This window comes from Vicinamibacteria bacterium, from assembly GCA_035570235.1.
Lineage (GTDB): Bacteria > Acidobacteriota > Vicinamibacteria > Fen-336 > Fen-336 > DATMML01.
Map to the genome: position 1 here is coordinate 16683 of DATMML010000054.1, position 12677 is coordinate 29359.

The window sequence follows — 12677 nt, forward strand, 5'->3', positions numbered from 1 at the left end:
AGAATGCCTGGGGGGGCCGGGGAAGAGGCATGAGCGACAGCGAGAAGACGGATTCGGGAGCGGGGCCATCGAAGCCTGAGCGGCTGCGGGCGCTGCTCCCCGAACTCTGGGCCCTGGTCGCTCCGCGCCGCGGTCTGCTGGCACTGGGTATGGGGTTGATGGCCGTGAACCGGGTGTCCGGGCTGGTCCTCCCCGCCTCCACCAAATTCCTGATTGACGATGTGGTGGGGAAAAGACGGATCGACCTGCTCGGGCCCCTCATCGCGGCCGTGGTGGCGGCCACCCTGGTCCAGGGCGCTACCTCTTTCGCCCTGACCCAGGTCCTCTCCAAGGCGGCGCAGCGCTTGATCGCCCAGATGCGCTGTCGGGTCCAGGCTCACGTGGGCCGGCTCCGGGTGGCCTACTTCGACGCCAACAAGACGGGCACCCTGGTCTCCCGGATCATGAACGATGTGGAGGGGGTGCGGAACCTGATCGGGACCGGCCTCGTGGAGTTCGTCGGGGGTCTGCTGACCGCCGCCCTTGCCCTCACCGTCATGTTTCGGCTGAGCCCCGGGATGACGATCGTGACCTTCTCCTCCCTCGCTCTCTTCGGGGCCGTGCTCTTCCGCGGTTTCGGCACTCTGCGGCCGAGCTTCCGCGAGCGGGGCCGCATCAACGCCGAGGTCACGGGGCGGCTCAACGAGTCGCTGGGCGGGGTGCGGGTGGTCAAGGGCTATCACGCGGAGGGCAGAGAGGAGAGAGTGTTCGCGGAGGGGGTCGGCCAAATCCTCGCCAACATCCTGAAGACTCTGACCACCACCTCCGTCCTCAGCCTTTCCGCGGCCGTCCTCCTCGGCGTGGTGGGGGCGGGGATCATGTTCGTGGGGGCCCGGGGGATCCTGGCCGGGGAGCTGACGGTGGGGGGCTTCTTCACCTACACGGTCTTCCTGGGCTTCCTGGTGGCGCCCATGTTCCAGATCGTTTCCATCGGCACCCAGCTGACGGAGGCCCTGGCCGGCCTGGAGCGGACGCGCGAGATCCTGCGCGAGCAGCCGGAGGACGAGGACCCTCGTCGGACCGTGGTCCTCCCTGCCCTCCGCGGGGACGTGGTCTTCGAAGACGTCACCTTCGCCTACGATTCCGGGAAGGCGGTGCTGGAGCACGTGTCCTTCCGGGCGGAGCCGGGAACGGTGACCGCCCTCGTGGGCCCCTCCGGCGCCGGCAAGTCGACCATGATCGGGCTTCTGGCCGCCTTCCACGTCCCCACCGCGGGCCGCGTCCTCCTGGACGGGGTCGACCTTTCCACGGTCCGGCTGGATTCCTACCGCACGCGCCTGGGCGTCGTTCTCCAGGAGACCTTCCTCTTCGACGGCACCATCCGTGAGAACGTTGCCTTCTCTCGACCCGAGGCGGGGGAGGAGGAGGTGTTGGCCGCCTGCCGGATCGCGCGCGTGGATGAGTTCGCGGAGGGCTTCGAGAAGCGATACGAGACGGTGGTGGGCGAGCGGGGGGTCAAGCTCTCGGGCGGTCAGAAACAGCGGGTTTCCATTGCGCGCGCAATCCTGGCCGACCCCGCAATCCTCATCCTCGACGAGGCCACCTCCAGCCTCGACTCCGAATCCGAGGCCCTGATCCAAGAGGGCCTGTCCTACCTCATGCGGGGTCGCACCACCTTCGTGATTGCGCACCGTCTCTCCACCATCCGCCGGGCCGACCAGATCCTGGTCGTGGAGCGGGGCCGGGTCGTGGAGCGGGGGACCCACGCTTCCCTCTATGCTGCGGGCGGCCGCTACTTCGAGATGTACACGAAGCAGCACGGCTTGGAGTCGAATCTCTTCCTGGCTCCCGGGGAGGGGGACGTTGCGGAGGATAGGGAGGCGGAACCGAAAGAGATGGTGACCGGCCGCATCCGCCTGCTCGGCGAATGACCGCACCCTCCCCGTTTGCCGACCGCCTTTGGCTGGCGCCCCTGACCTTCGGGGGGAACCTCCCCTTTCGCCGTCTCTGCGTAGAGTTCGGGGCCGAGGTCACGGTGGGGGAGATGGCGGTGGTCTTCAAGCTGCTCAAGGGCCGGAACAGCGAGTTCGCGCTTCTGCGCAGCCATCCCGAGGAGCCCTTCTTCGGGGCGCAACTCGCGGACAAGAAAGCGGAGAGCCTGGCGGAGGGGGCGCGGCTGGCCGAGTCTCGGGGCGCCCGCTTTGTCGACCTCAATTGCGGCTGCCCCATCAACGAGATCACGCGGCGGGGTCTGGGGGCCAGCCTCCTCAAGAGGCCGGGCCTGCTCTCGCGGCTGGTGGAGACCATGAAGAAAGCGGTCTCCGTTCCCGTGACTGTGAAGTTGCGGACGGGCTGGAAAGAGGGAAAGGAGAACATCTCCGAGCTGGCCCGGGCCTGCGAGGAGGCGGGGGCTTCGGCCATCGCCATCCACGCCCGGACGCGCGAGCAGCGCTACAGCAAAGCCGCGGATTGGGACCTCATCGGCCGGGTGGGGGCGGAGAGGGGCGTGCCCGTGGTGGGGAACGGAGACATCCTCACCCACTTCGAAGCCCGGTTGCGTCGGGAACGCTCGGGCGTGGGCTCGATCATGCTGGCCCGGGGCGCTCTCATAAAGCCCTGGCTCTTCCGGGAGATCCGCGAGGGCCGGGGCTGGCAGCCCACCGCGGAGGAGCGCTTTGGCGTAATCTGGCGCTTCGTGGAGCTCCTTCGCGAGCACTTCCACGACGATGAGAAGGGTCGGCGGCGGGCCGTGCGCTTCCTCTCCTGGCACCTGAACTTCTTCTGTCGCTACCAGCCGCTTCCGGAGTCGGAGTTCGGGGAGCGTGCTCGCTCGCACCCCCTCATCCAGACCCGCTTGCCGCGGGGCGAGCCCGCCTCGGCTCTGGAGCAGCTCCTCAACGACTCTCGCCCCGAGACGCATCTGCGTCTGAGCCAAGAGCTGCTCGAGGCCCAGAGCCGGGAGGAGGGGTGCGAGCGTGCGCTGCGGCTCCAGGGCACCCTGCCGCCGGAGGCGAGCCAGGAGTCACTCCGTCTGGTGCCCTCCCAGATCGCGGGCTGACCGGGGGCCCTCCTGCCTTCGTAGGGACAGAGGGGGAGGCCCGCCCGGAGGCGCATGTCCCGCCCACCGCCGGCCCGTGGGCCACGCCCGCGCCCCGGAAGGCGCGGGAGCCATGATAAGTTGGGGGTTTCGGGAGGCCCGAAGTGTTGCGGCTCTGGCGAGGTCCGGGAGGGGGGCGAGAGGTGCTGAGTGTCGCCTACCCCCTGATCCTCGGCCACATGTCCTTCACGGTTCAGACGTTCATGGACCGCCTCTTCCTGACCTGGTACTCCCCGGAGGCGGTCGCGGGAGCGGTCACCGGTCTCTTCACGGTCTGGGCCCTCATCGGTCTGTGCATCGGCACCGCCGAGTACCTGACCACTTTCATCGCCCAGTACTTCGGAGCGGGGCGGCCGGAACGAATCGGGCCCGTCCTCTGGCAGGGAATCTACTTCTCCCTCACCGCTGGCGTGCTCATCGCCGCTCTCTCGCCGTTGGCGGGCCCCGTGTTCGCCCTCGCCGGCCACGCCCCCGCCGTTCAGGCCAACGAAACCGCCTTCGCGGCCATCCTAATGACCGGCGCCTTGCCCATCGTGCTCATGGCCACCCTTTCCACCTTCTTCGCGGGTCGGGGAAGCACGCGCGTGGTCCTGCTCGTGAACATAGCCTCCACCCTCGTCAACATCGTTCTCGACTACCTCTGGATCTTCGGCAAGGGCGGCTTCCCGCGGGCGGGGGTCGCGGGGGCGGCCTGGTCCACGGTGATCGCCCAAGCGGTGGGGGCCGGCCTCTTCCTGGCCCTGACCCTACGGGCCCCCTTCCGAAAAGGCTACCGCACGCTCTCGGGCTGGCGCTTTGATCGGCGGCTCTTCGCGCGCCTCCTGCGCTTTGGCCTGCCCAGCGGCCTCCAGTTTTCCCTCGAGATCCTGGCCTTCGCGCTGTTCATGGTCCTCGTGGGGCGGATCAGCACCAACGCGCTGGCCGCCAGCGGGATCGCCTTCAACCTGAACATGCTGGTCTTCTTGCCCATGCTCGGCCTTTCCGTGGGGGTGTCTTCCTTGGTCGGCCGCTACCTGGGCGCCGAGCGGCCGGATCTGGCCGAGCGCGCCACCTGGTCCGCCTTTTGGATGAGCTCCGCCTACATGTCGGGCTGCGGCCTGCTCTACCTGTTCGGGGGCCGCCTCCTGCTCACCCCCTACGCGGCCGGTGCTGACCCCGTGAGCTTCGCCGGCGTGGAGCCCATCGCCGCGATCTTGCTGCGCTTCGTGGCCCTCTACTCCATCTTCGACATGATGAACCTCATCTTCGCGGCCGGTCTCAAGGGAGCCGGGGACACGCTCTACCCACTGGGCTTGACCGTGGTCTTGTCCGTGACGGCCATGCTTGGCCCAGCTTACGTGGCCTGCGTCCTCCTGGGAGGCGGCGTCTACGTGGCGTGGACGGCGGCCAGCGCGTACGTGATCCTGCTCGGCCTGCTCATGCTGCGCCGCTTCCGCCAGGGGAGATGGAGGGCGATGCGCGTGATCGAAGCCCTACCTCCGGAGCTGGAGACGGAGATGGCGGAGCCGGCCTGAGGGCTGGCGAGGTCAAGAGGCCGAGCGGGGTCGGCCTTGGCACTCCCCGGGCGGCGGCCTCCGCCTTGGTGCCGCTTCGGGACTCCCCGTCGCGGCGCCCGCGAGACCCTGCGCGCGTGGCCGTGCCCGGTAGTGATCTCAACACTAGGGCTCAGGGGGCCGGCGATGCCGCGGGGCCGAACATGATGCCGGTTTCCACTTCAACCGGCTGCCCGTTTCGAAGGCACGGCCTGAACCGCCATTGCTTCAGAGCCTCGGTGATGGCTCTGGCCTGGTCCGGAAAGGCGCTGAGAAAGTGAATGTGTTTCACCCTGCCCTCTTTGTCGATGATGATCCGCACCGGAACAGGGTTGGGTCTGTGCTCGGTGAAGACCGGATCAACCCGCGCGATCAGGTTCTCATCGCGTGCGTAGTCCTTGCTGCATATGGGCACCGCGTCCCCTCCCGTCCCCGCGGTGGGGCTGGCCTCCTCCGGGAGCTTCATGTTGTTCATATGTTGGGTCAGGCTCTCTAGGAGTCTCGGATCACGGCTGGTTAGGACGAGTTCCACCGTATGGCAGCGGATTTGGGTGGCCAGGAGGTACCAATGCAGCCCGGCCACGGGAGACCAATAGGCAAGGGAGGCAAAGGAACGGCCGGCGATCTTGGCCTCCGGCGGCTTTGGCTCCACTTGGTAGTCGGCCGGCAAATTGTCCTTCGTGTACTGGACGAGCGCCAGGGCGTTCGCCCCCGGCAAGGGCGTGAAGAACATGTCCTGGGCGGTGATCAAGATGTTTCCTCGCGAGGGCCCCTTGTAGGTGTCCGTCGGCGTGATCTGGGCAAGAACGTAGCGACCGCTCTCCGACGGAGGCGGCCCCTCGAACTTTTGCAACCAATCGAGGGGCAAAGGATAGGTGAGCCCGAAATATGGGTTGGCATACTTGTTGTTGGCGATGCTCCCTCCCTCCGGCAGGGGAGTCAGGGCATCGCTTGCGCTGGACCAGGCGCCTTTCACCAGGATGGTCCCGTTCGGCACCTTCGTCTTGGGCCGCCCCTGGTTGAAAGGGTCGTCGTCGTTCGGGGGACGCTCCTGTGCTTCCACAATTGGCCCCCGAGCCTGCAAGCCTACGGACAAGGCGAGAACGACCAGGAGACCCAACCAAGGGATGGATGACTCTCCTTCGAATCCCCGCACGCTCTCGGCGGCAGCTGGGTCTTCGAAGGTGGCCCGAGTTCGCGGCCGATCGTCCAAGCGTCGGATTGGTTCTGACATGAGAGAAACCTGGAGAGACACTCTCGTGTCTCGCCAGGCCCTGTGCCGCTAGGGGTTTACAGCGAGCGCAGGAAGTTGAGTATGTCCTGCTGTTGGCTGGGTGTCAGATTGAACTGGAAGTTGTCGATCGTTATATCCGCCTCGGAACCGGGGCTGTCGTGGGCGGCGATCGCTTTGAGCAGGTTCCGGGCGCGGCCGTCGTGCAGCAGAAAGATCCGTTGTCCGAGGCCCCACAGAGGAGCTGTACGGAACTGGTCGCCGCCCGCTGCCCCCTGCGAGACGTTGTCGGCCAGGCCAGTGCCCATGTGATGGAGCTCAATGTCGCTGTAGGCGTTCACGGGGGCCGCGCTCAAAGAACCAGTGGTGCTTGAGGGCTGGGTCGTGCCTACCGTCGGATTGTGGCAGGTGGCGCAGCCGATGGCGCGAAACAAGGCATGGCCATTGGCGATCGAGGTTGCGCTCACCGGCACTCCATTCAGCACGACCCCGCCGGGGGCGGGTGGCGCCAGGGTCCGCATGAAGTTGGCAAAGGCCGAGACGTCATCCAGAACTGCTGCTTGCGTCGGAGCGGCGGGATTGGAGTTGTCCTCCGGATAACCGGTCCCGGCAAGGTTGAGGCAATTCGAAGGGAAGCCTCTTTGGAACTGGTCTTCCCCCGGCAACGGACGCTCTTGGGTGAACAGGAGGTTGGATATACCCATCTCCACGTTGTAGGCCTCGCCGGCAAAGATGTGCAGCGACTTGTTCTGAGCCTTCCAGCCGAAACGGGTGATGGTGCCGTCATTGCCGTTGCGGTTGAAGGCGCCCGCGATGCCGAAATTGTTGGCGAGGTTGGCGGCCAGATTGCTCAGGAGGGTGGAGTCGTCAAGGTTCTCGATCAAGCCCGCCCCAAACGTAGGCGTGGGAATGCGGAAGATGATGTTGTTCGCCGCCGCGGCAATGGCGAAGCTCGGCTGCCCCAGCCGGCAGGTACCGGCGTCTGGGCGGCCCGTGACCGTGAACAGGTCTTCCACGCCGCCATTGGGCGCGTTGAGGTTGGCGGTCCCGTCAGGGTTGAAGAAGAACGGGAACCGGGCCTCCCGAGTCGGGCCGTTGGCAGTAATAAAGAACGGCGTGCTGTCGTTGGGGGCGGTCCCGTTGCTGGTGAACTGGAACTGCGGATTGACGGCCGCACCTGTCCCGCCCACGGCCGGTTGCGCGTGGCAGGAAACGCAGCTAATGGAGTTGAACCGGGGGCCGAGACCGTTGTTGCCGGTCGGGCTGTTGGAAACGGACTCCACGTCCTGGAAGCGCTTTTGGCCGTTCTGGAAAAAGGCGAGGATCCCAGGATTGTCGTCCGCCAGCACTGAAGGCAGGGCCGCGCCGGTGCCGCGGTTGGCGGCTTGAACTCCGGGGTCAGTTTGGGGAGAGGCGGCTCCGGCGACGAGCAGTGCCGCCACGAACATGCAAACCGAAAAGAGCTTGTGCGCACGCATAGGGGCAGTCTCCGTTCAGCGGAGGCAGCGGGGCCTCCGGCCTGAGAAAAACGAGCCCCTCAGGCCTACGAAGGCCCTTCCCCATGCCGTGATCTGGACCTGCGGGCGTTCAGCTGGGTGAACAGTAGGGGAAGCCCTGAGCGAAATCTGTGACTCGACTCACTACGATTGCCCCTTCTCGTATACAGTGGCCCATCCGCATACTTGATCTGGGAGGAGTTCACGCCGTAGCCTTAGGGAACCGCCCATGAAACGCAACCTCCAGCCCTTCGGCAACATCCTGGAGGCCATCGGCTGGACTCCTCTCGTCCGCCTGAGCCGCATCGCGCGGGGCATCCGCACTCCGGTTTACGGGAAGGCCGAGAACCTGAACCCGGGGGGCTCGGTCAAGGACCGGATCGGACTGGCCATCATCGAGGCGGCGGAGCGGAGCGGAGCGCTCAAGCCGGGCGGGGTCATCGTGGAGGGGACGAGCGGGAACACCGGCATCGGCCTCGCCATCGCCGCCGCCATCAAGGGCTACCGCTGCATCTTCACCATTCCCGACAAGATGTCGAGCGAGAAGATCCGGCTCTTGCGCGCCTACGGGGCGGAAGTGGTGGTGGTCCCGACCGCGGTCCCCCCCGACCACCCCGAGTACTACATCCAGAAGGCCAAGTCCATCGTGGCTGCGACTCCGGGCGCGATCCTGGCCGACCAGCACTACAACCCCGTCAATCCCGAGGCCCACTATCAAACCACCGGCCCCGAGATCTGGGAGCAGACCCAGGGCCGGGTCACGCACTTCGTGTGCTCCCCGGGGACGGGGGGCACGGTGTCGGGGGCCGGCCGCTACTTGAAGGAAAAGAAGCCCGACGTGCGCGTGATCGCAGGTGACCCCGTGGGCTCCATCTACACGGAGTACGCGAAGACCCACCAGAAGGGGCAGGGGTTCCCCTACAAGGTGGAGGGGATCGGGGGGGACAAGATCCCGACTTCGCTCCATTTCGACGTCATCGACGAATGGATGTTTGTCTCCGACGCGGACTCCTTCCGCATGGCCCGCCGCCTCACCCGGGAGGAGGGGATCTTTCTGGGTGGCTCGGGCGGGCTCAACGTCCACAGCGCCCTCGAGGTGGCCCGTCAGGTGGACGACCCCGAGGCCATGGTGGTCACGATCCTCTGCGACACGGGGGAGCGCTATCTTTCCAAGCTCTACGACGACGCCTGGATGCGCGAGAACCAGATGCTGGAGGCGGAGCGCGTGACCGCGGGCACCCTGCTCGTCCGGCACCCCTCCGAGCTGCCCCCCATCGTCTCCGTGGCCCCCTCCGCCAACGTCCGCCAGGCCCTGAACCTCATGAGCACGTGGGGCCTATCGCAGATCCCGGTCATCGACGGCAAGGACTGCGTGGGCTCCCTGAGCGAGGGGCCGCTCATGGCCCGGGCCCTGGAGGATGGGAAGCTCCTGGACCATCCCGTCTCGGAGGCCATGCAGCACCCCTTCCCGGTTGTGGACGCCGACGTCCCTCTGGACCGCCTGACCAACCTGCTCTCCCGGGAGACGCCGGCCGCGCTGGTGCGGCGGGACGGCCAGCTCGTAGGCATCGTCAACCGCTATGACGTCCTGCGTCAGGTGGCGGGCATTCGCTGAGGAGCCTCCCCTCCAGCCAATCCTCCATCTTCCGGAAGACGCGCTCCTTCTCCGGTTCGTTGAACATCTCGTGGTAGAGACCCTCCCAGGTCAGGAACTCCGTCAGGTGGGGGGGCGCCCGCTCGGCCCACCGGCGCGTGGCCTCGGAGTCCACCACGCGGTCAGCGCCCGAGACCATGACCAGCGCGGGGAGGCCGAGGTGGCCGGCCCCCGCTTGCACGCGCTCCTGGACGCGGAGCACTTCCGTGAACCAGCGGACCGAGACCTGATGGCTGACCAGGGGATCGGCGGCGTAAGCGGCCACCACCGTGGGATCCCGCGAGAGCTTGCGGGGGTCGAGGTGGTTGGGGAGCCGCAGGCGTGGCCAGACCCGGGAGAGGAGTCGGGCCGTTTGGTGGAGGAGGGGGCGGGGGCGGGTCTCCGGGTGGAGCCCCAAGAAGGGAGAGGAAACGATGAGTCCGGCCAGGCCCTGGGGATGCCAAAGGGCGCAAGCCACGACGATCAGTCCACCCTGCGAGTGCCCGACCAGGAAGAGGGGGAGGCCGGGATGTTCTTCGTGCATCCAGCCCGCGATCGTCCCCACGTCCCCGAGGAATTCCTCGAAGCGGTCCACGTGGACCGGGGTGCCCCCGCTCCGGCCGTGGGCGCGGCAGTCCAGCGCGTAGCAGGCGAACCGCCGCGCAACGAAATACGCGATGGGGTTCTGGTATCGTCCAGAGTGCTCGCCCAGCCCGTGGACGAAGAGAAGCATCGCTCTCGGCGCCTCCGGCATCCAGCGTTGCCAGTAGAGCTCGAGGCCATCCGCGGCTTGGCGCCAGCCGTCGTCGTGGCCGGCCGTCGGCATGTCCGAGCAACCCTACGACAGGGGCTCCGGTGCCGTCAACGCGTATCCGGCACGCGCATCCGGGCGGAGTCGACCCCTTCCGGTCTCACCTCGGGTAACATCGGGCGGCCATGAGTGATCCAAGGGCGAAGAGGGAGGGGGATTGACGGCCAAAGCGCGGGAAGACGACGGCCGTGCCCGCGGGCGACGCCTCCGGCGGAAAGTGGGGCGCACAGCCCAGGGGCTCTGGCAACCCGTGAAGGACCGCGCCGACCCCTTGGCCATCCTGCAGGAGTCGAACGCGGAGCGTCTCCCCCACCTGGTGCCGCTCAAGACGGGGCGCATGGCCCTCTCCCCCTTCGGTTTCTTCCGGGGCGCGGCGCCGGTGATGGCCGCGGACCTCGCCCGGCGCCCCTACACCGGCCTCCTGGTTCAGCTCTGCGGTGACGCCCACGTGCAGAACATAGGCGCCTTCGCCACTCCCGAAGGACGGTTGGCCTTCGACCTGAACGATTTCGACGAGACGATCCGGGGTCCCTGGGAATGGGACCTCGCTCGGCTGGCCGCGAGTGTGGTCCTGGCCGGGCGGGAGGCCGGGAACGGGAACCGCCTGTGCGTGGAGGCGGTCCGCACGCTGGCCCGCTCCTACCGCGAGTCGATGGACCGGTTCGCGGACATGGGCCTCCTCGACCTCGCCCGCTACGAGGTGCACCGGCACACCAAGGACGGACCGGTTCGCGGGGCCCTGGGCAAGGCGGAGCGAGCCACCGGCATCCATGCGGTGGAGAAGCTCACGGTGCTCACCAAGTCGGGCCGTCGCTTCCACGACCGGCCCCCCCTCCTGTGCCACGTGCCCGGCCGGACGGGGCGCGCCGTGATCGGGAGCTTGGCAAGCTACCAGGAGACGCTCGGTCCGGACCGTCGGCTCGTGGTGGAGGGCTATCGGCCCCTAGACGTGGCTTTCAAAGTTGTGGGGACGGGCAGCGTGGGGACGCGGGACTATGTCGTGCTGTTCGTGGGCCGACGCCCCGACGACTACTTTCTGCTGCAGGTCAAGGAGGAGCTGCCCTCCTGCTACGTCCGCTACCTTTCCGAGGTCGCCCCCTATCGCCACCAGGGCCAGCGCGTGGCCGAGGGCCAACATCGGATGCAGACCTACTCCGACCCCTTCTTGGGCTGGACCTCGGTCGATGGCCGAGACTATCTGGTCCGTCAGCTTTGTGACCACAAAGCCAAGGTCGAGCTGGAGGACATGGAAGGGGCCGCCCTGGTGGAATACGCGCTGGTCTCGGGAGAGATCCTGGCCAAGGGCCACGCCCGCACCGGGGACGCGGCCGCCATCGCCGGCTACTGCGGCCGGGCGGCTAAACTCGACAAAGCCATGGCGGCATTCGCCGTGGCCTATGCCGACCAGACCGAGCACGACCACGAGCGGATGCTGCAGGCCATAAAACTGGGCCGGATCAAGTCGGCGCCCCCGGAGGGCTAGGGCCGCGCGAACCCCTGGGACCTCTTCAGGGTCTCAGAGCCTTGTCGACCGAGGGTGATGCTCGGGCTCTCCAGGGCAGCTCTCTTGCAGGCCTGGTAGGTCGATCCCCGAGCGTCCTTCGAGCGGTCCTTGGAGCGCAGCACCGACGGCCTACGCTCGTTCAGATCATGCTCATGGTCACCGTCACCCATCGACCGCTGGGTATTATGGTGACGAGCTTGATCACGTAGGGGGCGTCCTTCGAGATCCAGAATATGCTGTGGCTTCCTTTGGGACTCTTCGGTGAGTCGTCGATCTCCACCGGCCATGCCATGACCTGCTTGCCCGGACCGGCGTCAACCATCTCCTCCTTGCGAACCGTGAACGTCAGCTGTTCGAATTCATCGCGGTCTTCGGCCAGGGTCGGAAAGGTTGCTGAGAACCCTTCCTGGAGGGGAAAAGCCGCTAAGAGGACGCCGTACATCCCGCCGTTGTAGTCGAAGACCGGCTCGTTCATCCTGAGTTGGCCGGTGTCGTCCTTGGTTTCCTCGCTTGACTTGCGCCGGCGATACGTGACCGTGGCCCCACTGAACTCGCGCTCGGCCCACTCGCCGGTGTCGCTTCGCTTAAACTCCCCATGCAGCGGAGCCATGGTCTTGGGTTCGAACACGTTGATGCTGGTACTCGCGACACCATACTTGGCGTAGTTCGCAACCTGCGTGCGCTTCAGCAGACGACGTCCGGTGAGCTCGATCAGGGAAAGCTCGTCCGTCCAGGTACCCACCAGGAAAGGCTCCTTGCCCGGCAATGCGTAAGTGACCTTCCACACGTTCTTGTAGGGCTTCAGGAAGGAGCCGTCGACCTGGGGATCGCCCAGCTCACTTTCGCCGGAGTGGTCGGTATGGACTGACCTGCGGCAAAGGAGGGCGTAACCGCCAGCAAAGACGGGAGGCACGCCTGTACGCCCTTCAGCAAGTAACGTCTGAAGCTCATGTCATCTCCCTGTCACCTGAGGTAGAGCTGGAGCAACTAGCAAAAAGGTAGCCACGCCCGTGCCGGCCGAGCCCAGGAGAACGCTTGCCGCTGTCGGGTCTATGCCCGCTTCAGGACTCCTTTGTTGGTAGATGGTCGGCAGGAGTCGATCGACGCCGCGCCTCCAGGGCGGATGGGGCGATCGCATTCCATGACCGGCCTTGAACGCCATTCCCTGCGCCCCCGAGCTGCGGACCCCGCTCTCTGAGCGGAAACGGCGGCGACGACTCGTTGCCCAGCGGATCCAGGCAAGGCCCGGGTCGCTCATCGGAAACACTAGGTTTGTCGCTTGAGAAAGAAAAGGCTGCTTCGGGACAAAAAGCGGACAGTTTCGGTCTGGGGGGCTTCAGCTGAGAGGATCGGGCGCTTCGGAGTCAAACCGTTGAACGCCGCACGGCCGCTTC

9 protein-coding genes are annotated in these 12677 nt (G+C 66.6%); 5 read left to right on the top strand and 4 right to left on the bottom strand.

Translation table 11 applies throughout. The annotated features are described in order from the left end of the window. The first annotated feature begins 29 nt into the window (after positions 1–29). The 3 genes from VN461_10315 to VN461_10325 all read left to right on the top strand — a co-directional run bounded on the left by VN461_10315 (position 30) and on the right by VN461_10325 (position 4590). Positions 30–1910, top strand: coding sequence for an ABC transporter ATP-binding protein (locus VN461_10315; GenBank protein ID HXB55167.1), 1881 nt, complete (start codon positions 30–32; stop codon positions 1908–1910). Further along, the gene (locus tag VN461_10320) at positions 1907–3037 is read left to right on the top strand and encodes a tRNA-dihydrouridine synthase family protein (GenBank protein HXB55168.1); all 1131 of its coding nucleotides are present in this window, start codon (positions 1907–1909) and stop codon (positions 3035–3037) included. Before VN461_10315 ends, VN461_10320 begins: the two co-directional genes overlap by 4 nt. Positions 3038–3219: 182 nt before the next feature. Beyond that, entirely contained in the window at positions 3220–4590 is a 1371-nt protein-coding gene (locus tag VN461_10325) for an MATE family efflux transporter (protein HXB55169.1), read from the top strand. Positions 4591–4741: 151 nt separating this feature from the next. On the opposite strand, the gene VN461_10330 is transcribed toward VN461_10325, so the two are convergent. Next, positions 4742–5671 carry an energy transducer TonB gene (locus VN461_10330; protein ID HXB55170.1) on the bottom strand — a complete coding sequence of 310 codons (930 nt, stop codon included), beginning with the start codon at positions 5669–5671 and terminating at the stop codon, positions 4742–4744. A 227-nt stretch (positions 5672–5898) separates the two neighbouring features. Continuing rightward, complete coding sequence (locus tag VN461_10335; protein ID HXB55171.1) at positions 5899–7317, bottom strand: di-heme oxidoredictase family protein; 1419 nt, start codon at positions 7315–7317, stop codon at positions 5899–5901. A gap of 247 nt (positions 7318–7564) precedes the next feature. Between VN461_10335 and VN461_10340 the strand changes: the two genes are divergently transcribed. Further along, positions 7565–8950 (top strand): pyridoxal-phosphate dependent enzyme, encoded by a 1386-nt coding sequence (locus VN461_10340; protein HXB55172.1) that lies wholly within the window; start codon positions 7565–7567, stop codon positions 8948–8950. Here VN461_10340 and VN461_10345 read toward each other — a convergent pair. Beyond that, positions 8907–9794 (bottom strand): lysophospholipase, encoded by an 888-nt coding sequence (locus VN461_10345; protein HXB55173.1) that lies wholly within the window; start codon positions 9792–9794, stop codon positions 8907–8909. The two genes, VN461_10340 and VN461_10345, sit on opposite strands and share 44 nt — an antisense overlap. Before the next feature lie 142 nt (positions 9795–9936). Here VN461_10345 and VN461_10350 point away from each other — a divergent pair, with 142 nt between their 5' ends. After that, complete coding sequence (locus VN461_10350; protein ID HXB55174.1) at positions 9937–11262, top strand: DUF2252 domain-containing protein; 1326 nt, start codon at positions 9937–9939, stop codon at positions 11260–11262. Positions 11263–11422: 160 nt separating this feature from the next. On the opposite strand, the gene VN461_10355 is transcribed toward VN461_10350, so the two are convergent. Further along, on the bottom strand, positions 11423–12196 hold the full coding sequence (locus tag VN461_10355; protein HXB55175.1) for a hypothetical protein: 774 nt from the start codon (positions 12194–12196) through the stop codon (positions 11423–11425). Positions 12197–12677: the final 481 nt, after the last annotated feature.

Excerpts from the sequence above, each read along its gene's own strand:
- VN461_10315 (HXB55167.1), top strand. The coding sequence starts at position 30 with ATGAGCGACAGCGAGAAGACGGATTCGGGAGCGGGGCCATCGAAGCCT.
- VN461_10320 (HXB55168.1), top strand. The coding sequence starts at position 1,907 with ATGACCGCACCCTCCCCGTTTGCCGACCGCCTTTGGCTGGCGCCCCTG.
- VN461_10335 (HXB55171.1), bottom strand. The coding sequence starts at position 7,317 with ATGCGTGCGCACAAGCTCTTTTCGGTTTGCATGTTCGTGGCGGCACTG.
- VN461_10340 (HXB55172.1), top strand. The coding sequence starts at position 7,565 with ATGAAACGCAACCTCCAGCCCTTCGGCAACATCCTGGAGGCCATCGGC.
- VN461_10345 (HXB55173.1), bottom strand. The coding sequence starts at position 9,794 with ATGCCGACGGCCGGCCACGACGACGGCTGGCGCCAAGCCGCGGATGGC.